This window comes from Caulobacter sp. BE254, assembly GCF_031457295.1.
Lineage (GTDB): Bacteria > Pseudomonadota > Alphaproteobacteria > Caulobacterales > Caulobacteraceae > Caulobacter.
The window spans coordinates 406,102-425,536 of sequence record NZ_JAVDWJ010000002.1 but is presented as its reverse complement, the minus strand read 5'-3'; the positions used below and the strand labels follow the sequence as shown (position 1 = coordinate 425,536).

At 69.6% G+C, this 19,435-nt stretch carries 24 protein-coding genes; 12 read left to right on the top strand and 12 right to left on the bottom strand.

Features of this window, described 5'->3' with window-relative positions; all coding sequences use genetic code 11:
- The first annotated feature begins 2 nt into the window (after window positions 1–2).
- Together J2X41_RS06120 and J2X41_RS06115 are read left to right on the top strand one after the other, a co-directional pair.
- Window positions 3–542: a Smr/MutS family protein gene (locus tag J2X41_RS06120; protein WP_310080474.1), complete on the top strand. Its 540-nt coding sequence runs from the start codon at window positions 3–5 to the stop codon at window positions 540–542.
- Window positions 543–606: 64 nt separating this feature from the next.
- Window positions 607–1,179 carry a DUF4337 domain-containing protein gene (locus J2X41_RS06115; protein WP_310080473.1) on the top strand — a complete coding sequence of 191 codons (573 nt, stop codon included), beginning with the start codon at window positions 607–609 and terminating at the stop codon, window positions 1,177–1,179.
- Between the two features lie 112 nt (window positions 1,180–1,291).
- On the opposite strand, the gene J2X41_RS06110 is transcribed toward J2X41_RS06115, so the two are convergent.
- The 6 genes from J2X41_RS06110 to J2X41_RS06085 are packed head-to-tail and all read right to left on the bottom strand — an operon-like array spanning window position 1,292 to window position 5,392.
- Window positions 1,292–1,630 carry a phosphoribosyl-ATP diphosphatase gene (locus J2X41_RS06110; RefSeq protein ID WP_310080472.1) on the bottom strand — a complete coding sequence of 113 codons (339 nt, stop codon included), beginning with the start codon at window positions 1,628–1,630 and terminating at the stop codon, window positions 1,292–1,294.
- A complete protein-coding gene (gene hisF, locus J2X41_RS06105; protein ID WP_082564695.1) occupies window positions 1,627–2,409 on the bottom strand; it encodes an imidazole glycerol phosphate synthase subunit HisF in 783 nt (260 codons plus the stop codon). Before hisF ends, J2X41_RS06110 begins: the two co-directional genes overlap by 4 nt.
- On the bottom strand, window positions 2,409–3,143 hold the full coding sequence (gene hisA / locus J2X41_RS06100; protein WP_196810379.1) for a 1-(5-phosphoribosyl)-5-[(5-phosphoribosylamino)methylideneamino]imidazole-4-carboxamide isomerase: 735 nt from the start codon (window positions 3,141–3,143) through the stop codon (window positions 2,409–2,411). The genes hisF and hisA overlap by 1 nt, the downstream gene beginning before the upstream one ends.
- A complete protein-coding gene (hisH, locus tag J2X41_RS06095) occupies window positions 3,131–3,772 on the bottom strand; it encodes an imidazole glycerol phosphate synthase subunit HisH (RefSeq protein WP_310080471.1) in 642 nt (213 codons plus the stop codon). Before hisH ends, hisA begins: the two co-directional genes overlap by 13 nt.
- A gap of 13 nt (window positions 3,773–3,785) precedes the next feature.
- Window positions 3,786–4,376 (bottom strand): imidazoleglycerol-phosphate dehydratase HisB, encoded by a 591-nt coding sequence (hisB, locus tag J2X41_RS06090; protein ID WP_019848747.1) that lies wholly within the window; start codon window positions 4,374–4,376, stop codon window positions 3,786–3,788.
- A gap of 26 nt (window positions 4,377–4,402) precedes the next feature.
- Window positions 4,403–5,392 (bottom strand): adenosine kinase, encoded by a 990-nt coding sequence (locus tag J2X41_RS06085; RefSeq protein WP_310080470.1) that lies wholly within the window; start codon window positions 5,390–5,392, stop codon window positions 4,403–4,405.
- Between the two features lie 104 nt (window positions 5,393–5,496).
- On the opposite strand from J2X41_RS06085, the gene J2X41_RS06080 reads away from it, so the two are divergent.
- Complete coding sequence (locus J2X41_RS06080) at window positions 5,497–6,360, top strand: transporter (RefSeq protein WP_310080469.1); 864 nt, start codon at window positions 5,497–5,499, stop codon at window positions 6,358–6,360.
- A gap of 143 nt (window positions 6,361–6,503) precedes the next feature.
- On the opposite strand, the gene nth is transcribed toward J2X41_RS06080, so the two are convergent.
- Window positions 6,504–7,214 (bottom strand): endonuclease III, encoded by a 711-nt coding sequence (gene nth / locus J2X41_RS06075; protein ID WP_310080468.1) that lies wholly within the window; start codon window positions 7,212–7,214, stop codon window positions 6,504–6,506.
- Between the two features lie 80 nt (window positions 7,215–7,294).
- Between nth and J2X41_RS06070 the strand changes: the two genes are divergently transcribed.
- Together J2X41_RS06070 and J2X41_RS06065 are read left to right on the top strand one after the other, a co-directional pair.
- Complete coding sequence (locus J2X41_RS06070) at window positions 7,295–7,771, top strand: DUF2244 domain-containing protein (protein WP_310080467.1); 477 nt, start codon at window positions 7,295–7,297, stop codon at window positions 7,769–7,771.
- Window positions 7,772–7,824: 53 nt separating this feature from the next.
- Window positions 7,825–8,700: a methylated-DNA--[protein]-cysteine S-methyltransferase gene (locus J2X41_RS06065; protein ID WP_310080466.1), complete on the top strand. Its 876-nt coding sequence runs from the start codon at window positions 7,825–7,827 to the stop codon at window positions 8,698–8,700.
- A 144-nt stretch (window positions 8,701–8,844) separates the two neighbouring features.
- On the opposite strand, the gene hslU is transcribed toward J2X41_RS06065, so the two are convergent.
- From hslU to hslV, 3 genes are all read right to left on the bottom strand, one after another.
- Window positions 8,845–10,140, bottom strand: a complete 1,296-nt coding sequence (hslU, locus tag J2X41_RS06060) for an ATP-dependent protease ATPase subunit HslU (RefSeq protein ID WP_310080465.1) — start codon at window positions 10,138–10,140, stop codon at window positions 8,845–8,847.
- On the bottom strand, window positions 10,137–10,973 hold the full coding sequence (locus J2X41_RS06055) for a DUF4440 domain-containing protein (protein WP_310080464.1): 837 nt from the start codon (window positions 10,971–10,973) through the stop codon (window positions 10,137–10,139). The genes hslU and J2X41_RS06055 overlap by 4 nt, the downstream gene beginning before the upstream one ends.
- Before the next feature lie 73 nt (window positions 10,974–11,046).
- Window positions 11,047–11,646 carry an ATP-dependent protease subunit HslV gene (gene hslV / locus J2X41_RS06050; RefSeq protein ID WP_310080462.1) on the bottom strand — a complete coding sequence of 200 codons (600 nt, stop codon included), beginning with the start codon at window positions 11,644–11,646 and terminating at the stop codon, window positions 11,047–11,049.
- Window positions 11,647–11,651: 5 nt separating this feature from the next.
- On the opposite strand from hslV, the gene J2X41_RS06045 reads away from it, so the two are divergent.
- Entirely contained in the window at window positions 11,652–12,389 is a 738-nt protein-coding gene (locus J2X41_RS06045) for a molybdopterin-synthase adenylyltransferase MoeB (protein ID WP_310080461.1), read from the top strand.
- A 6-nt stretch (window positions 12,390–12,395) separates the two neighbouring features.
- Here J2X41_RS06045 and J2X41_RS06040 read toward each other — a convergent pair whose 3' ends face one another.
- A complete protein-coding gene (locus J2X41_RS06040) occupies window positions 12,396–13,382 on the bottom strand; it encodes a D-glycerate dehydrogenase (protein ID WP_029589390.1) in 987 nt (328 codons plus the stop codon).
- A gap of 106 nt (window positions 13,383–13,488) precedes the next feature.
- On the opposite strand from J2X41_RS06040, the gene J2X41_RS06035 reads away from it, so the two are divergent.
- The 6 genes from J2X41_RS06035 (at window position 13,489) to J2X41_RS06010 (ending at window position 18,803) form a co-directional block, all read left to right on the top strand.
- A complete protein-coding gene (locus tag J2X41_RS06035) occupies window positions 13,489–14,031 on the top strand; it encodes an SH3 domain-containing protein (RefSeq protein ID WP_310080460.1) in 543 nt (180 codons plus the stop codon).
- A gap of 91 nt (window positions 14,032–14,122) precedes the next feature.
- Entirely contained in the window at window positions 14,123–14,638 is a 516-nt protein-coding gene (gene fabA / locus J2X41_RS06030) for a 3-hydroxyacyl-[acyl-carrier-protein] dehydratase FabA (RefSeq protein ID WP_012289049.1), read from the top strand.
- A gap of 66 nt (window positions 14,639–14,704) precedes the next feature.
- Entirely contained in the window at window positions 14,705–15,919 is a 1,215-nt protein-coding gene (gene fabB / locus J2X41_RS06025; RefSeq protein WP_310080458.1) for a beta-ketoacyl-ACP synthase I, read from the top strand.
- A gap of 3 nt (window positions 15,920–15,922) precedes the next feature.
- Complete coding sequence (locus J2X41_RS06020; RefSeq protein WP_310080457.1) at window positions 15,923–16,924, top strand: hypothetical protein; 1,002 nt, start codon at window positions 15,923–15,925, stop codon at window positions 16,922–16,924.
- Complete coding sequence (locus tag J2X41_RS06015) at window positions 16,921–17,853, top strand: phytanoyl-CoA dioxygenase family protein (protein ID WP_310080455.1); 933 nt, start codon at window positions 16,921–16,923, stop codon at window positions 17,851–17,853. Before J2X41_RS06020 ends, J2X41_RS06015 begins: the two co-directional genes overlap by 4 nt.
- 134 nt (window positions 17,854–17,987) lie before the next feature.
- Window positions 17,988–18,803 (top strand): enoyl-ACP reductase, encoded by an 816-nt coding sequence (locus J2X41_RS06010; RefSeq protein ID WP_310080453.1) that lies wholly within the window; start codon window positions 17,988–17,990, stop codon window positions 18,801–18,803.
- 12 nt (window positions 18,804–18,815) lie between these two features.
- Here the strand turns inward: J2X41_RS06010 and J2X41_RS06005 are convergent, their stop codons facing one another.
- Complete coding sequence (locus tag J2X41_RS06005) at window positions 18,816–19,424, bottom strand: TetR/AcrR family transcriptional regulator (RefSeq protein WP_310080452.1); 609 nt, start codon at window positions 19,422–19,424, stop codon at window positions 18,816–18,818.
- Window positions 19,425–19,435: the final 11 nt, after the last annotated feature.

Sequence of the window (19,435 nt, the reverse complement as noted above, 5' to 3'; positions counted from 1 at the left end):
CCGTGAAACGCCCCCCTCGCCAGGACGAACTGCGCCTGTGGGGCATGGTCACGGCCACGGTGAAGGCCAAGACGGCCCAGAAGGCGGCCGGCTGGACGCCGAAGGCCCAGAAGTCCCTGGTCCAGCCGACCAGCCTGCAGCCGATGGCCCCGCTGCTGGTCGATCCCAAGACGATCAAGCCGGCCGGCGCCAAGCGGACCCCAGGGCCGCTGGAGGGCATCGAGCCCAACCGCAAGCGCAAGATCGCCCGCGAACACGCACCGCTCGACGCCCGCCTCGACCTGCACGGCCTGGACCAGGACCGCGCCCGGCCGGTGCTGGAGGCCTTCCTGCGCCGCGCCTGGGCGGACGGCCACCGCGCGGCCCTGGTGGTCACCGGCAAGGGCAAGCTGGGCGTGGGCGTCCTGCGGGCCCGCACGCCCGAATGGCTGGCCGACCCGGCCCTGCGCGACATCGTCGCGGGCGTGTCGCCGGCCGACAAGCGGCACGGCGGCGACGGGGCCCTGTACGTGGCCCTGAAGCGGCGTCCGCCGAAGATCTGACCCGCCGCCGCCGCGCCCTCGCCATGATCTCGGCGTCAAGCTTCGCCGCGTTCGGAGAGGCGAGATGGACATCGAGATCGGGGCCGAGGCCAAGGATAAAAGCTTCAACCGGCGCGTGGCGATCACCGTGGTCGCCCTGTCGATCTTCATGGGCCTGTGCGGGGTCAAGGACGGCAACATCGTCCAGGCCATGCAGCAGGCCCAGTCGAGCGGCGTCGACGCCTGGGATCAGTACCAGGCCAACAAGACCAAGCTGCACATCGACGAGACGGCGCTGGCCCAGACCCGTTTCCTGGCCTTGTCGGGCGATGCGCGGGCCGCGGCGCCCGAGGCGGCCGAGATCGCCCGTCTCGGCGCCGAGATCGCCAAGTACAAGGCCGAGGTCCCGGCGCTGAAATCCCGGGCCGAGGGCTTCCAGGCCCAGTATGACGCGCTCAACGTCCACGACGACCAGTTCGACGCCGCCGACGCCCTGAACTCCATCGCGGTGTCGATCGCCGCCGTGGCGGCGCTGGTGGAGATCCCGGCGGCGCTGTGGGCGTCCTGGGCGTTCGGAGCGCTAGGGATCGTCATGGGCCTTGCGGGCTTCCTGGGCTGGAGCCTGCACTCGGCGTTCCTCAGCAAGCTGCTGGGTTAGAGGTCGAAATACAAGGTCCTCCCCCTTTGGGGGAGGTGTCGGCGAAGCCGACGGAGGGGGGAGTGATCCGCCCGCTCAGCATATCCCCCCACCGATCCCATAGGGGGAGAGCCTATAAGGGTCGCGACGCCTTCTCGGCGACGCCCGACGTGCCCTCGCGCGCCGCCAGCTTCTCGGCCACGGCGTCGAGCGACACGCCCGAGGCGGCCATCAGGGCCAGCCAGTGGTACAGCAGGTCGGCGCTTTCGCTGGCCAGGGCGTCAGGTCCGCCCTTGTCGGAATTCAAGGCGACGGCGGCGATCACCGTCTCGACGGCCTCCTCGCCCAGCTTCTTGGCGGCCAGGGCCGGGTCGTTCAGCAGCCTGGCGGTGTAGGAGGTCGCCGGATCGCCGCCCTTGCGGGTCTCGATCGTCGCGGCCAGGCGCTCCAGGACTTCGAACAGCGTGCTCATGCCGCCCCCTTCAGGTCGTCCAGGCGCACGGGGATGCCCGCCTGCGCCATGGCCCGCTTGGCCTCGCCGACGCTGATCTCGCCGAAGTGGAAGATCGAGGCGGCCAGCACGGCGGCGGCGTGGCCGTCGCGGGCGGCTTCCACCAGGTGGTCGGTCTTGCCCGCCCCGCCCGAGGCGATCACCGGCACGGTCACCGCGCCGGTCACGGCCTGCAGCAGGGGAATGTCGTAGCCGATCTTGGCCCCGTCGCGGTCCATGGAGGTCAGCAGGATCTCGCCGGCCCCGCGCTCGACGACCTTGGCGGCCCAGTCGACCACGTCGATCCCGGTGTCCTTGCGGCCGCCATAGGTCCAGACGTTCCAGCCCGAGCCGTCCGCGCGCGCCTTGGCGTCGATGGCGACCACCACGCACTGGGCGCCGAAGGCGTCGGCCCCGGCCGCCACCAGGTCGGGATTCTCGACGGCGGCGGTGTTGACCGAGACCTTGTCGGCCCCGGCCAGCAGCAGGCGGCGCATGTCGCCGACCTGGCGCACGCCGCCGCCGACCGAGACCGGCATGAAGCAGACCTCGGCGGTGCGGGAGATCACGTCCAGGATCAGGCCGCGGCCCTCGCTGGAGGCGGTGATGTCCAGGAACATCAGCTCGTCGGCCCCGGCCGCGTCATAGGCGCGGGCCTGCTCCACCGGGTCGCCGGCGTCGCGCAGGGCCACGAAATTGACCCCCTTGACCACCCGGCCGTCCTTGACGTCCAGGCAAGGAATGATCCGGGTCTTCAGCATCAGGCGGCCGCTATGGTCAGGGCTTCGGCCGGTTTGATCGTGCCGGCGTAGAGCGAGCGGCCCAGGATGGCGCCGGCGATCTCGACCCCCGGGCGCGCCTTCAGCCGCTCGATGTCGGCCACCGAGGCCACGCCGCCCGAGGCGATTACCGGGATCGATACGGCGTCGGCCAGTTCGCCCACGCCCTCGACATTGACGCCGGTCAGGGCGCCGTCGCGGCTGATGTCGGTGACGATCAGGGCGGCCACGCCCACGTCCTCGAAGCGCTTGCCCAGGGTGATGGCGTCCAGGTCCGACAGGCCGGTCCAGCCGTCGACCGCCACCTTGCCGTCGCGCACGTCGACGGCGACGGCGATCTGTTCGGGCCACAGGCGGGCGGCCTTGCGGACCAGGTCGGGGTCATGCACGGCTACGGTGCCGAGGATCACGCGGCTGACGCCGGCCTCGATCCAGGCCTCGACGCCTTCCAGGGTGCGGATGCCGCCGCCCAGCTGCACGGGGATCGAGATCGACTCCAGGATCGACTGCACGGCGGCGGTGTTGACCGACTTGCCCTGGATGGCGCCGTTCAGGTCGACCACGTGCAGCCAGGAGAAGCCGTCGCGCACGAAACGCTCGGCCTGGTCGGCCGGGCTGGTGTTGAAGACCGTGGCCTTGTCCATGTCGCCGTGCAGCAGGCGCACGCACTGGCCGTCCTTCAGGTCGATGGCGGGATAGAGGATCATGGGCGCCATTCCAGGAAGTTGGCGAGCAGGGCGAGCCCCGCGGCTTGGGATTTTTCGGGGTGGAACTGTACGCCCGCCACGTTGCCCTTGGCCACAGCGGCCGTGAACGGGCCGCCGTGGTCGGTGGTGGCCAGCACGTCGGCCGGGTCGGCCGGGGTCAGGGCGAAGGAGTTGGCGAAGTACATGTGGGCGCCGTCTTCGACGCCCTTGAACAGGGCGTGGTCGCGCGCGAAGGCGATCGCGTTCCAGCCCATGTGCGGAATGGTCAGGGCCGGATCGTTCGGCTCGAGCTTCTTCACCTGGCCGCCGATCCAGTCGAGACCGGGCGTGACGCCGAACTCCAGGCCTTCGCTCGCCAATAGTTGGTGGCCGACGCAGATGCCCAGGAACGGCGCGCCCTTGCCGTGCACGGCCTCGTTCATGGCGTCATAGACGCCAGAGGCGTCCAGGCCCGCGCGGCAGGAGGCGAAGGCCCCGACGCCGGGCAGCACCACGCGGTCGGCGGCGGCCACGATCGAGGGCTCGGCGGTGACAACGATGTCAGCGTCGATGCCGTGGCGGCGGGCCGCCTCGCGCAGGGCCTTCTCGGCCGAGCGCAGGTTGCCCGACCCGTAATCGATCAGGGCGACGGTCTGCATGAAATCAAATTCCCTACAGCACGCCCTTGGTGGAGGGGGCATGGCCGCCCGTCTTGGGGTCGATCTCGACCGCCTGGCGCAGCGCCCGGGCCAGGGCCTTGAAGCCGCTTTCGGCGACATGGTGGGTGTTGTCGCCGTACAGGGTCTCCAGGTGCACGCACGCCCCGCAGTTCATCGCGAAGGCGTGGTGGAACTCCTTGAACAGCTCGGTGTCCATCTCGCCGACCTTGGGCCGCTTGAAGTCGACCTTCCAGATCAGGTAGGGCCGGTTGGACAGGTCGATGGCGCAGCGCGTCAGGGTCTCGTCCATCGGGATATAGGCGTGGCCGAAGCGACGGATCCCCTTGAAGCCGTCCAGCGCCTTGTGGATCGCCTGGCCCAGCACGATGCCCGTGTCTTCCACCGTGTGGTGCATGTCGATGTGCAGGTCGCCCTTGGTCTCGACCTTCAGGTCGAAGCCGCCGTGGCGCGCGAAGCTCTCGAGCATGTGGTCGTAGAACCCGATACCGGTCGAGATCGTCGAGGCGCCGGTCCCGTCGAGATCGATCCAGACCCGGATCTGGGTCTCCTTCGTCTCGCGGACCACTTCAGCGGTGCGGGCCATGGCTTGGTCTACAGTCCGTTCTTGTCCTAGAGGCCGTTGCGGGCGGCCAGCTCGCGCAGGGAGACCTGCGGACGCGGACCATAGTGGTCGATCACCTCGGCGGCGGCCAGGGAGCCCAGCTGGCCGCAGACCGGCAGCGGACGGCCCTGGGCCAGGCCGTAGAGGAAACCTGCGGCGTATTGGTCGCCCGCGCCGGTCGTGTCCACGACTTTTTCCACCGGATAGGCCGAGATTTCGTGCAAGGCCGCGTGCGAGGCGACGATCGAACCCTTGGCGCCGCGGGTGACCGCGGCGATCTCGACCCGGCTGGCCAGGGCTTTGACGGCGGCGTCGAAGTCGGTCGTCTCGAACAGCGAGCAGATTTCGTTCTCGTTGGCGAACACCACGTCGCACTGGGTCTCGATGAAGCCCAGCAGGGCGCCGCGGTGGCGGTCGACCATGAAGCTGTCGCTCAGGGTCATGGAGATCTTGCGGCCCGCGCCGTGGCTCAGGGCCGCGGCCTTGGCGAAGGCGCGGCGGGCTTCGGACGGGTCGAACAGATAGCCTTCCAGATAGGAGAATTGCGCGGCCTCGATGATCGCCGGATCGACGTCGGTCGGGTTCAGCTCGACGCAGGCGCCCAGATAGGTCGACATGGTGCGCTGGGCGTCGGCGGTGACATTGATCAGGCTCTGGGCCGTGGCCGGGCCTTCCGCCAGCGGCGGGGTGGAGAAGTCGCAGCCGATGGCCTTCATGTCGTGGCGGAACACGGCGCCCAGCTGGTCGTCGGCGACCTTGCCGATGAAGGCGACCTTGCCGCCGAAGCTGGCGACGCCGGCGGCGGTGTTGGCGGCCGAGCCGCCCGAGGCCTCGATGCCCGCGGCCATCACTTCGTACAGGCTGGCGGCGCGCGCCGGGTCGATCAACGCCATAGAGCCCTTGACCAGGCCCTCCCGCTCCAGGAACGCGTCGTCGCACTGGGCAATGACGTCGACGATGGCGTTGCCGATAGCGGCGACGTCGTAGAGAGCGGTCATGAAAGGCCTTTTCCGAAAAGCACGACGCGCGCGGAGTACCGGATCGAGGGCCGCAAGGCAACGCGAGCCTTGCTCGCGGGCGCGCGGCGTTCTACCGCCAGGGCATGACCCCAGCCTCGACTGACGTCCTGATCCTGACCCCCGCGCCGGACGAGCCCCGCTTCGCCAGCACCTGGTCGCCGATTTTCGAACGCCTCGCGGCGCCGCTGCGGGCGCGTGGGCTGACCGTCGAGCCCGCCAGCTGGGTGGAGGCCGAAACGCCTGGCGCCCGCGTGGTGCTGCCGTTGCTCACCTGGGGCTACCACCTGCGGACCGAGGCGTGGTTCGCGCGGCTCGACGCCTTGGAGGCGGCCGGCGTTCCCCTGGTCAATCCGGCCGCGGTGCTGCGCTGGAACACCACCAAGACCTATCTGACGGAATTGGCCGCCAAGGGCGCGCCGGTCGTGCCGACCCACGCGGTCGACCGGTTGACGATGGCGGCGCTGGACCACGCCCGCGACGTGTTCGGCGTCGACGTGCTGGTGACCAAGCCGCAGATCTCCGGCGGCTCGCAGGACACGGTCAAGCTGCGCCACGCCGACGGCCTGGCCGGCTGCACGACGGGACCGGCCCTGATCCAACCCTTCCTGCCGGCGGTCGGCGAGGAGGGCGAGCTGTCGCTGTTCTATTTCGACGGCCAGTTCAGCCACGCGGTGGCCAAGGTGGCCGTGGCCGGCGACTTCCGGGTCCAGCCGCAGTTCGGCGGCCAGGTCAGCGGCGTCGCGCCCGAGCCCGAGGCCCTGCGCGCGGCCGAAATGGTGCTGAAGGCGGCCGGTCCGCCCCTGACCTACGCCCGCGTCGACCTGATCCGCGGCCTGGACGGGACGCCGCAGCTAATGGAGCTGGAGGTCATCGAGCCGGACTTGTTCCTGGAGCACGCCCACGACGACGGCGCGGCGTTCGCGGCGGCGGTGGAGCGGGCGCTCTGAGTTAAGATCCTCCCCCTGTGGGGGAGGTGTCGGCGAAGCCGACGGTGGGGGGAGGTGATCGGCTGGTCGCCAGATCCTGATCGACGACCCCAAAACTCCCCCCACCGATCGCTTCGCGATCGCCTCCCCCACGGGGGGAGGGTCTATCCCCCGACGAACAGCTCCCGCGACGGACACAGGTCCGCGATCCGGCAGATCTCGCACTTGGGACGCCTCGCCACGCAGACATATCGTCCGTGCAGGATCAGCCAGTGGTGGGCCCGGGTCTTGTAGCGGTCGGGTACGATCCGCATCAGGTCATCCTCGACCGCGTCCGGCGTCTTGCCGGCCGACAGCTTCAGGCGGTGGGAGACGCGGAACACGTGGGTGTCGACGGCGATGGCCGGCTCGATGTCCAGCTCGTTCAGCACCACGCTGGCGGTCTTGCGGCCCACGCCGGGCAGGCTTTCCAGCGCCGCGCGGTTCAGAGGGACCTCGCCCCCGTAGCGCTCGACCAGGATCCTGGCCGCGGCGATCACGTTCTTGGCCTTGGTCCGGTAGAGGCCGATCGAGGCGATGTATCGCGTCAATTCCTCTTCCCCCAGCTCCAGCATCTTGGCGGCGCTGTCCGCCACCTGGAACAGGGGCCCGGTGGCCTTGTTGACCTGGACGTCGGTCGCCTGGGCCGACAGGGCGACCGCCGTCACCAGGGTATAGGGGTTGGAATAGTGGAGCTCGGTCTTGGGATGGCGCTCCAGGCTCTCGAACCGAGAGAACAACACCTCGACCCGCTCCCGTTCGGCCGGCGACACGCGCTTGGCGGCGGGACGCTTCTTGGCGAGGGACTTGGGGGGCTTGCGCGCGGGGAGAGCCATGGGCGGCGACCATGCCGTGATGCGCCCGGTTCGCCAAGCCGGGCCTCGCCAAGCCGCTCCGCCGGGCCTAAATCAGCGCCATGGCCCAGCCGCTGTACATGGACGCCGTGATCAAGCCGAACCGCTCGATGAGCCGGCGCGGCCTGCACGTCGTGCTGGGGGTGATGATCGCCTTCAACCTGATGGTCGCGGTGTTCCTGCTGGTGCTGGGCGCGCCGCCGGTCCTGCCGTTCCTGGGGCTGGACGTGCTGGCGGTATGGCTGGCCCTGCGCGCCAGTTTCCGGGCCGCCGAGCGCGCCGAACGGATCCGGGTCACGGCCGAGGCGGTGACGGTCAGCCGCGAGGACGAGAAGGGCGCGCGGGTGATCTGGACCTCGCCGACCGCCTTCACCCGGGTGGGCGTCGACCAGCCCGGCGAGCACGAGACGCGGGTGCGGCTGATGATGTCGCGCAAGCGCCTGACCCTGGGCCGGGCGCTCAGCCCGCCCGAACGGGTGGATTTCGCCCGGGCGCTGGAGCGGGCGATCCTTCGGGCGCGATCCGAACGGCACGCCTGAGGGGCCGCAAGAACCGGGCGGACGAACGCCGGTCGCAGCATTATCTTCTCCACATGGCCCTCGACATCTCCCCTTCGCAAGCCTTCGCCCACCTGACCGAGCGGTCGGCCGACTACGATCGCATGGCCAAGGCCCTGGCCTGGCTGGCCGACCGCTGGCAGGAACGGCCGTCGCTGGACGAGGCGGCCCAGGCCGTCGGCCTGTCGCCGTTCCACTTCCAGCGGGTGTTCAGCCGCTGGGCCGGGGTCAGCCCCAAGACCTTCGTCGCGGCCATCGCCCACGCCGAGGCCCGCAAATCGCTGGAGGAGGGGGCCAGCGTGCTGGACGCCGCCTACGACGCCGGCCTGTCGGGGCCCTCGCGCCTGCACGACCTGTTCATCGCCCAGGAGGCGGTCACCCCGGGCGACGTGCGTCGGCGCGGCGAGGGGATCAACCTCAGCTGGGGCTGGGCGCCGACCCCGTACGGCAAGGGCCTGTTCGTCATGGCCCCGCGTGGCCTGGCCGGCCTGGCCTTTTCCGACGGCGACGACGCGGCGACCTTCGACGACATGCACCGAAGGTTTCCCGCGGCCGACTGGCGTCGGGATGACGCCATCGCGGCTCGCACCGCCATCCACGCCTTCGCCGGCGGCGACCAGCCCCTGCCGGTGGTGCTGATCGGCTCGCCGTTCAATGTCCAGGTCTGGAAGGCCCTGCTGCGCATTCCACCGGGCCGAACCTCTAGTTATGGCGAGATCGCCGCCTGGGCCGGCAGCCCGCGCGCCTACCAGGCCACCGGCGGGGCGATCGGGGCCAATCCGATCTCGCTGCTGATTCCCTGCCACCGGGCCATCGCCAAGGACGGCCGGCTGACCGGCTACCACTGGGGCCTGGGCCGCAAGGCGGCGATGCTGGGGATGGAGGCGGTGGGGGCAAGCAGGTCGAATTAAATCCTCCCCCTGTGGGGGAGGTGTCGGCGAAGCCGACGGTGGGGGGAGTGATAGGTAGATAGCCGTGGCCCGGATCGGGGATCCTAAGCCTCCCCCCACCGATCGCTTCGCGATCGCCTCCCCCACAGGGGGAGGATCTGGGATCTACAGAATGAACCGGCTGAGATCCGCATTGGCCGCCAAAGCCCCGATCCGCTCCTGCACATAGGCCGCGTCCACCGTCACCGTCTCGCCGGAGCGGTCGGCGGCGGTGAAGCTGATCTCCTCGACCACTTTCTCCAGGATGGTCTGCAGGCGCCGGGCGCCGATGTTCTCGACCGAGGCGTTGACCGCCACCGCCGCGTCGGCCACGGCGTCGATCGCTTCCTCGGTGAACACCAGGGTCACGCCCTCGGTCAGCAACAGAGCCTGGTGCTGGCGGACCAGGTTGGCTTCCGGCTCGGTGAGGATGCGGCGCAGGTCGTCGCGGGTCAGGCCCTTCAGCTCGACGCGGATCGGCAGGCGGCCCTGCAGCTCGGGCAGCAGGTCGCTGGGCTTGGCCACGTGGAAGGCGCCCGAGGCGATGAACAGGATGTGGTCGGTCTTCACCGGCCCGTACTTGGTCGAGACCGTCGTGCCCTCGATCAGCGGCAGCAGGTCGCGCTGTACGCCTTCGCGCGAGACGTCGGCGCCGCCGCGCTGGCTTGAGCTGGCGACCTTGTCGATCTCGTCCAGGAAGACGATGCCGTGGTTCTCGGCCAGCTCCAGGGCTTCCTGGGTCAGCGCCTCCTGGTCGAGCAGCTTGTCGCTCTCCTCGGCGATCAGCGGCCCCCAGGCCCCGGCGACGGTGGTCTTGTGGGTCTTGGTGCGGCCGCCGCCGAACGACTTCATCATTTCCGACAGGTTTAGCACCGAGGCGCCCGGCTGGCCGGGGATCTCGAACATGCCGCCGCCGCCGGTGTCCGCCAGCTGCAGCTCGACCTCCTTGTCGTCCAGCTCGCCGGCCCGCAGCTTCTTGCGGAAGCTGTCGCGGGCCGCGGTCGCGCCGGGCCCGGTCAGGGCGTCCAGGATCCGCTCCTCGGCGGCCGCCTCGGCCTTGGCCTTGACCCCGGCCCGGCGCTTGTCGCGGACCATGCCCAGGGCGCTCTCCACCAGGTCGCGGACGATCTGGTCGACGTCGCGGCCGACATAGCCGACCTCGGTGAACTTGGTGGCCTCGACCTTCAGGAACGGCGCCTGGGCCAGCTTGGCCAGCCGGCGGGCGATCTCGGTCTTGCCCACGCCCGTGGGGCCGATCAGCAGGATGTTCTTGGGCGTGACCTCGTCGCGCAGGTCGGCGGGCACGCGGCGGCGACGCCAGCGGTTGCGCAGGGCCACGGCGACGGCCTTCTTCGCCTCGGTATGGCCGACGATGTAGCGGTCGAGTTCGGAGACGATTTCGCGGGGGGAGAATTCGGTCATGTGTCCGTGTTCAGGGTCTCGAAGATCAGGCGCCACCCTTCGGCGCGCCTTTGCCAGACATGCATATAGTGCGCGGCGACCGGCCTGTCAGAAGACGAGGACCATCCGGCCGTTCCGTGGGTCCAGACCAGGTCGCCCGCCCGCGCGGCGCCGCCCCCCTCCATCCCGATCGTCATGCGGGCCGGGCGCAGGCCGAGGCGGCCGGCGAGGTCCGAAGGCTTGAGGGTTTCGGTTCCGCCCGGTCCCGTCAGCCAGGCGTCGGACGCCAGGACGGCGCGATAGGCGGCGGGCGCGTCGCCGGCGGCCGCCTGGGCCAGGGCGGCTTCGGCGGAGCGGACGGCCTCAAGCGCCTCGTCGGGTGACCTGGAACCCTTCGCGGCCGTGACGCCCTGGATCGCCGGCGTCGAGGCGTCGGGAGCGCTGGCCGCGTCGGCCTCGGCCCCGCCGTCATAGATCCACTTCCACTGGCCGTCGGGACCTTTGCGCCAGATCGTGGCGTAGTAGCCGCCGCGCTGGCCGTTGACGACCGCCGGACCGACCGACAGGCCCAGGTCCCCGGAGCGGGCGATCACCACCTTCTGCGGCCACCATTCCAGGCGGAGCGTCTTGCTGGACGGCCGCTTCTCGTAGAGCGCCTTGGCGCTGACCGGTCCCGGCCGGAAGACGATGGCGTCGTCGGCCATGTGCTTGAGGAACGAGTCCCGCACGCCCAGCGCCAGACCGTCGGCGGCGAAGGCGCGCTCGGCCTTCTCGATCTCGGCGGGCGAGGGCGTCGCCGCCCCGGCGGGCGTGGCGGCCAGCAGGGCGCAGGCGATCAGAGCGGTCTTGAGCATGACGGAAGCCTCCCGCGCCGAGCTAAGCGCCGCGCGGGGCCGATGGCTCGTGAATTCCGCGTAACCGCGATAATCAGAGGCTTTCGACCGTCAGGTTACCGTTGGTGTAGACGCAGATCTCGGCGGCGATGGCCATCGAACGTCTGGCGATCTCCTCCGCCGTCAGGTCCTGGTCGATCAGGGCCTTGGCCGCCGCCAGGGCGTAGTTGCCGCCTGAGCCGATGGCCGCCACCGAGCCGCCGCCCTGGCTCTCGCCGGGTTCCAGCACGTCGCCCACGCCGGTGACCGTGTAGATCGAGGTCGCGTCCGCCACCAGCAGCATGGCTTCCAGCCGGCGCAGGTAGCGGTCGGTGCGCCAGTCCTTGGCCAGGTCGACGCAGGCCCGGGCCAACTGGTCGGGATACTGCTCGAGCTTGGCTTCCAGCCGCTCGATCAGGGTGAAGGCGTCGGCCGTGGCCCCGGCGAAGCCGGCCACCACCTTGCCGCCGGCCAGGCGGCGCACCTTGCGGGCGTTGCCCTTGACGACGGTTGGGCCCATGGAGACCTGTCCGTCGCCGGCGATCACGGTCTGTCCGTTCTTGCGCACCGCCAGAATGGTCGTGCCGTGCCAGTCGGGGAAACTATTGCTGTTTTGCATGGCTTCGCATGTGGCGAGGCCAAGCCTGGAGATCAAGCGCGATGAGCTTCTCGCCCGAGGAAGTCGAACGCTACGCCCGCCATCTGGTGCTGCGCGAGATCGGCGGGCCGGGGCAGCAGAAGCTGAAGGCGGCGCGGGTCCTGGTGGTCGGGGCCGGCGGTCTGGGCGCGCCGGCGGCCCTGTACCTCGCCGCCGCCGGGATCGGGGCCCTGGGCCTGGTGGACGCCGACACCGTCTCGCTGTCAAACCTGCAGCGTCAGGTGCTGTTCGCCACCGCCGACGCCGGCCGGCCCAAGGTCGAGGCCGCGGCCGAGCATCTGACGGCCCTGAACCCGCACCTCACGATCGAAGCCCACCCGGTATGGCTGGGTGAGGCCAACGCCCGGGCGGTCATATCCGGGTATGACCTGGTGCTGGACGGCACCGACGACTTCGCCACCCGCTTCGCGGTCAGCGACGCCTGCCTGGCGGAGGGCAAGACCCTGGTCAGCGGGGCCCTGGGCCGTTGGACCGGCCAGGTCGGAGTGTTCCAGGGCCGACCCTGCTACCGCTGCCTGGTCCCCGAGATTCCGCCCGACGCCGAGACCTGCGCCCTGGTCGGCGTGGTCGGCGCCCTGGCCGGTGTGATCGGTTCCATGATGGCCCTGGAAGCCGTGAAGGTGATCACCGGCGCCGGCCAGTCGCTGGCGGGCCGCCTGCTGATCTACGACGCCCTGGCGGCGGAGACCCGCACGGTGCGGATCGGGGCGGACCCGGCGTGTCCGAGCTGCGGCGGCTGACGCCCCCTACAGCATCGACGGGATCACCCGGTCCGGCGGCCGGTGGCCGTCCATGAAGGTCTTCACGTTGACGATGACCTTTTCGCCCATGTCGATGCGGCCCTCGACGGTCGCCGAGCCCATGTGGGGCAGGAGCACGACGTTGGGCAGCTTCAGGAGCTTGGGGTTGATGGCCGGCTCGTGCTCGTAGACGTCCAGGCCGGCCCCGGCGATCTCGCCGCGGGCCAGCATGTTGGCCAGGGCGCCTTCGTCGATCACCTCGCCGCGGGCGGTGTTGACGATGATGCTCTGCGGCCGCAGCAGCTTGAGCCGGCGGGCCGACAGCAGGTGGTAGGTGGCCGGGGTGTGCGGGCAGTTGACCGAGATGATGTCCATCCGGGCCAGCATCTGGTCCAGGCTCTCCCAGTAGGTGGCCCCGACCTCCTCGGCGATGCGCGGGCTGACGGGCTTGCGGTTGTGGTAGTGCACCTGCATGCCGAAGGCCTTGGCGCGGCGGGCCACGGCCTGGCCGATGCGGCCCATGCCGATGATGCCCAGGCGCTTGCCCCACAGGCGGCGGCCCAGCATCCAGGTCGGCGACCAGCCGTGGAAGCCGCCGGCCTTGACCACCTCGGCGCCTTCGACCACCCGGCGCGAGGCGGCCATGATCAGGGTCATGGTCAGGTCGGCGGTGTCCTCGGTCAGCACGCCGGGCGTGTTGGTGACGATGATGCCGCGGGCGTTGGCCGTGGCGACGTCGATATTGTCGACCCCCGCCCCGAAATTGGCGATCAGCTTGAGCCGGTCGCCCGAGCGCGACAGCAGCCGGCCGTCGATGCGGTCGGTGATGGTCGGCACCAGCACGTCGGCCTGGTTCATGGCCTCGACCAGTTCATCGGCCGTCAAGGGTTTGTCGGTGACGTTCAGCTGGGTGTCGAACAGCTCGCACATCCGCGTCTCCACCGGATCGGGGAGTTTGCGGGTGACGATGACTTTGAGCTTGCGAGCTGACATGAGCGGTTCGAAAAGCCTTCCCTGACGGGTGTTCGGCCCTGATGGGCGCCTGCCTCGGACGGGTGTGCGAAATCTGTAGCAAAGGGGCCCCATGCGGCCAAGCAACATGCCGACGAATTGCAAACATCGTTCGCTCGGCGCCTCGGTCTTCGTCGTGTTCGGGCTCGCCTTGGGGCTGGCCGTCGTCACGGACGGCGGCGCCCGCGCCCAGGCTCCGAAGACCACGCCGTCCGGCATGGAGGTGCCGCGCTACGTGTCGCTGAAATATGGCGAGGTGAACGCGCGCGTCGGTCCGGACGAGGCCCATCGGCTGCTGTGGATCTACAAGGTCCGGGGCCTGCCGGTGCAGGTGGTGGCCGAAACCCGCGAATGGCGCCGGATCTGCGATCCCGAGGGCAACCTGGCCTGGGTGCACAAGCGCACCACCGACGGCCGTCGCACGGCCATGCGGGTCCAGGCCACGGCCCTGCCCCTGCGCGCCCAGCCCAAGGCCGGCGCCCGGGTCGAGGCCTATCTGGCCGGCCGCTCGACGGCCAATCTCGACCGCTGCGAAAAGGGCTGGTGCAAGCTGAAGGCGGGCGGCGAGTCAGGTTGGGCGCCGCAGGCCGAGATCTGGGGCGCGGCGCCTGAGGTCCAGTGCAAGGAATAGGCGGTTTTCGCCGCTTTGCAGCCGTCGCCGTTCACAGGCGTTACCGAAAGTAACATTGAGGCGCGGCCCGCCGCCGTGCTAGGGCGAGGCCATGCAACAAAGTTCCTACACCTTCGACGAGCTCCTGGCCTGTGGCCGTGGCGAGATGTTTGGCCCCGGCAACGCCCAACTGCCGGCGCCGCCGATGCTGATGTTCGATCGCATCGTCCGCATCGAGTCCGACGGCGGCAAGTACGGCAAGGGCTATGTCGAGGCCGAGTTCGACATCAATCCCGACCTCTGGTTCTTCGCCTGCCATTTCATCGGCGACCCGGTCATGCCGGGGTGCCTGGGCCTGGACGCCATGTGGCAGCTGGTCGGCTTCTTCCTGGGCTGGTCGGGCGGTCCCGGCCGCGGCCGCGCCCTGGGCGTGGGCGAAGTGAAGTTCACCGGCCAGGTCACGCCGGACGTCAAAAGGGTCACCTACAAGATCGATCTCAAGCGCGTGATCATGCGCAAGCTGGTCATGGGCATCGCCGACGGCGTGGTGGAGGCCGATGGCAAGCCCATCTACGAGGCCAAGGACCTGAAGGTCGGTCTGTTCACCGCGGAACAAATGGCGTCGTGATCCACCTGTAGGGTGGCCGCCTAGAGCCGCCCCTTCTGGGTCATGGGGAAGAAAAGAGGATTGTTCATGCGTCGCGTCGTCGTCACCGGACTGGGGATCGTCTCGTCCATCGGCAACAACGCCAATGAGGTGCTCGCCTCACTGCGTGAAGCCAGGTCCGGCGTGGTCTCCGCACCGGACTATGCGGAACTGGGCTTTCGATGCCAGGTTTACGCCGCGCCCCAGATCGAGTGGGAGCCGCTGGTCGATCGCCGCGCCGCGCGTTTCCTGTCGCCCGGCCTGGCTTACGCCCACATCGCCATGGAACAGGCGATCGCCGACTCCGGTCTCGGCGAGACCGAGGTCTCGAACGAGCGCACCGGCCTGATCGTCGGTTCGGGCGGTCCCTCGACCAGCATCATCGTCCAGGCCGCCGCCACCACCAAGGAAAAGGGCCCCAAGCGCATCGGCCCGTTCGCGGTGCCCAAGGCGATGTGCTCGGGCCCGTCGGCGGTGCTGTCGACCTGGTTCAAGATCCGCGGGATCAACTATTCGATCAGCTCGGCCTGCGCCACCAGCGCCCACTGCATCGGCGCGGGCGCCGAGCAGATCCAGATGGGCAAGCAGGACATCGTCTTCGCCGGCGGCTGCGAGGAGCTGGACTGGACGCTGTCCAACCTGTTCGACGCCATGGGCGCGATGAGCAGCAACTTCAACGACCGCCCGGCCGTGGCCAGCCGCGCCTATGACAAGGACCGCGACGGCTTCGTGATCGCCGGCGGCGCCGGAATGGTCGTGCTGGAAGAGTACGAGCACGCCAAGGCGCGCGGCGCGAAGATCTATGGCGAGGTCGTCGGCTACGCCGCCAATTCCGACGGCTACGACATGGTCGCGCCGTCGGGTGAGGGCGCGGCGCGTTGCATGAAGATCGCCATGGCCGAGGCCGGCGGCCGGACCATCGACTATCTGAACCCGCATGGCACCTCCACGCCGGTCGGGGACAGCAAGGAGATGGGCGCGGTCCGCGACGTGTTCGGCGACAAGGCTCCGCTGATCTCCTCGACCAAGTCGCTGACCGGCCACAGCCTGGGGGCGGCTGGGGCGCAGGAGGCGATCTATTCGATCCTGATGCTCGACAACGGCTTCGCCGCCCAGAGCGCCCACATCGAGACCCTCGACCCCGAGTTCGCCGACCTGCCGATCCTGCTGGAGCGCTCGGACAAGCCGCTGACCACGGTGATGTCCAACAGCTTCGGCTTCGGCGGCACCAACGGCACGCTGATCTTCAGCAAGGCGGACTAGGCTTTGACAAGGACGCCGCTAGGGCTGGACCTGGTGCGGCGCGCCAGTCGGCTCCTGTGGTCTTCGCGAACCTCCGATCCGGCCGCCCGGGCGACCATCCGGGCTTTGGGTGCGGGCTTCGGCGCGACACGTCCCGACGCCGCCTCGCCTCTGGAAACGGTCTGGGGCGAATTGGCCCAGGCGGCTTCGAGGTCCGACGCCGACGATCGCCTGGCTCGCCTGGCGCAAAGCGGGGCCCGGCCCTATGCCGTCATCGGCGACAGCCACGGCCGTCTGCTGGTTCGGCGGGCTCGCGACCGAGACGGGCGGTGGTTGGCTCCCCTGTGGTGGTTGGAAACCGGCGCCTCGGCCCGGGGTCTGGGCCGGGTCGGCGCCCGCTCCGGGGCCGGTGAACGGGTCGGCGTGGCGATCCGCCGGGCCCTGACCGTTTCGGAAGCGCCGATCCTGTTGAAGTTCGGCCAGGTCGACGTCGAGTTTGTCCAGGTGTTCAAACGCCTGGAACAAGGTCAGACGGCCTTCGACCCGTCCGCCTTCAAGACCTTCGCCGACGAGACCGTCGCGCGCTATGTGGACTTTCTGACGGACGTGGTGGCGTCGGACGACCGGTCGCGCGTGCGCCTGTGTTCGCTGTTCCCCCCCGCCCTGTCCGATGCCGCCTGGCGCAGGGGCTACTTCAACGCCCATATCGCCGACCTGCACGGTCCGGCGGATGGCGAAGACCTGGCCGAACGACTGTCCGGCTTCGAGATTCCGGATCTACGCTCCCGCACGGCGCTGCACGCCGACGTCAATGCGACCCTGGCGGCGGCGGGACGGGCGGAGGGTTTCGCCATCCTCGACGATTTCACGCCGCTCCTGGCGGCGGGCGGCGTGGCGGATCCGCGTTACTTGGGCGCTTCGGCGGGAAGCGACCATCACCTGGATTTCCATGCGACACGCGCTCAGGTAGTTGACCAGCTGTGGCGATTGCTCGCAGGATCGCCCGGCAATTCGAGAACGGCATGACCCTCAAGACCTCTTCCGGCGCCCTTCCTCAGACCCCGTGGGTCGAATCCGAAGACCTGGAAGCCCGTTTGGCGGAGAGCGGCGCCAGCGAGACCGTCAAGACCTTCGCCCGTGATCTGGCGCGCGACGGCTTTGCGATTCTCGACCTGGGCGAGGATGTGCTCGCATTATGCGACGTGATCGCCGCCGAGACGGCCGAGCATTTCGCGCGCCCCGGCGTCGTCCGCGTTCACGACGCCTGGCGCCGTTCGCCCGCCGTGCGCGCCCTGGCCACCCATCCGGCCCTGCTCGAGTGCCTGGCGCTGGCCTATGGCCGCAAGCCGTTCCCGTTTCAAAGCCTGAACTTCATGCGGGGCAGCCAGCAGGACATCCATGCCGATGTCCTGCATTTCCACGCCGAGCCGGCGCTGTTCATGTGCGGCGTCTGGCTGGCCCTGGAGGACGTCAAGTCCGGGGCGGGGCCGCTGCGCTACTATCCGGGCAGCCACCGCCTGCCGGTTCTGACGATGCAGGACGCTGGCGCGACAACGGGGGCGGCTCCGAGCAAGGTCACCACCGAAAACTATAACGAAACCTACGGCCCCGCCATGCAGGCGCGCCTTGCACAGGGGGGTTTCGAACCGCGCCACGCCCTGCTCAAGAAGGGTCAGATCGCGGTCTGGGCCGCCAACCTGGCGCATGGTGGTTCGCCGATCCTCGACCCGGAATCGACCCGCCAGTCGCTGGTCGTGCACTACTATTTCGAGGATTGCCTCTACTACACGCCGATGTTGTCGACGCCGGAGCGCGCCTATGTCCGGCTGCCGGCCAATATCGCCACCGGCGGCTGGGTGTGGCCGCGCCGAGCGGGGCGGCGGGTTCCCGTGTCGCTCAAGCAAGTGGCGGCGACCATCGTCTATACGGCCCTGCGTCGAACGCCGCGCTTCTGACGGGTCGCGAGGGAACAAACTCAAACCTCAGGCTTGACCATTATGCCGAGGTTGCATCGCGTCGTCGCCGACGGGGTTCCGAAGTGCGCGGCGTCCTGCTAGCTAGCGCTCAAGGATTCCAGGAGAGCCAAGCCATGGCCGACGAATACGCATTCCCCAAGGGCGAGCTGATGCGGGGCAAGAAGGGCCTCGTCATGGGCGTGGCCAACCACAACTCCATCGCCTGGGGCATCGCTTCGCAGCTGGCCGCCCAGGGCGCGGAGATGATCTTCACCTACCAGGGCGAGGCCCTGGAGCGCCGGGTGCGGCCGCTGGCCGAGAGCATCGGCGTCACCACCCTGGTCCCGGCCGACGTCACCGACGACGCCTCGATGGACGCGGCCTTCGCCGCCATCGAGGAGAAGTTCGGCACGATCGACTTCGTCGTCCACTCGGTGGCCTTCGCCAACAAGGACGAGCTGAAGGGCTCGTTCGTCGACAACACCACCCGCGACGGCTTCCTGCTGGCCATGAACATCTCGGCCTTCAGCTTCGTGGACGTCGCCAAGCGCGCCGCCAAGCTGATGCCGAACGGCGGCTCGCTGATCACCATGACCTATCTGGGGTCGGAGCGGACCATTCCGAACTACAACACCATGGGCGTGGCCAAGGCCGCGCTGGAGGCGGCGACCCGCTACATCGCCCGCGACCTGGGCCCCAAGGGCATCCGCTGCAACGCCATCTCGGCCGGCGCCATGCGCACCCTGGCCCTGGCCGGCATCGCCGGCGGCCGCGGCATGATCGCCCAGGGCCGGGCGTTCAGCGCCATGAAGGAAGACACGTCGATGGAAGGCGTCGCCGGGGCGGCCCTGTGGCTGGTCTCGGACCTGGGCCGCTCGACCACCGGCGAGGTGGTCCACGTCGATGCGGGCTTCCACATGATGGGCATGCCCGACGAGGCGGAGGGTTAGCCTGGCCGCCGTCTACGGGGCGTAGGCGCGCATGAAGCGTCTCGCGGCCTCGCGTGCGAGGTCGTCGAACTCCGCCGCCGTCTTGTCGGACGGCAGGCGCAGCAGGGCCCGCAGCTGGCTGTGGCCCATGACCATGCCCGAGAAGAACTCGGCCGCCTGATCGAAGTTCTCGACCTTCAGGCGGCCGAGTTGGGTTTCCATCTCCAGGAACGCGGCCAGCTGGCGGCGCGCCTGGCGGGGCCCGGCCTCGAACACCTCCTGGGCGACGTCGGGCATCTCGCCGGCGCCCTGGATGATCACCCGCAGCACCGAATAGCTCTTGGTGGTGATCACCGTCTCCAGCATCGAGCGGGCGTAGGCCTCCAGGGCCTCGCCGGGATTGTCGATCGCGCCGGGCTCGCGCAGCGGGGCGGTGATCGCCGCCACACGGCGGCCCATCAGGGCGCGGACCAGCTCGGCCTTGGAGCCGTAGTGGTTGTAGACGGTCTGCTTGGACACGCCCGCCCGCTTGGCGATGGCCTCCATCGGCGCGCCCAGGCCGCGCTGACCGATCACCTCGACGGCGGCGTCGAGGATGGCCTCGGTCTTGGCGACGTCGATCTGTCCCGCAACTCTAGGCATGGGCGACTCTA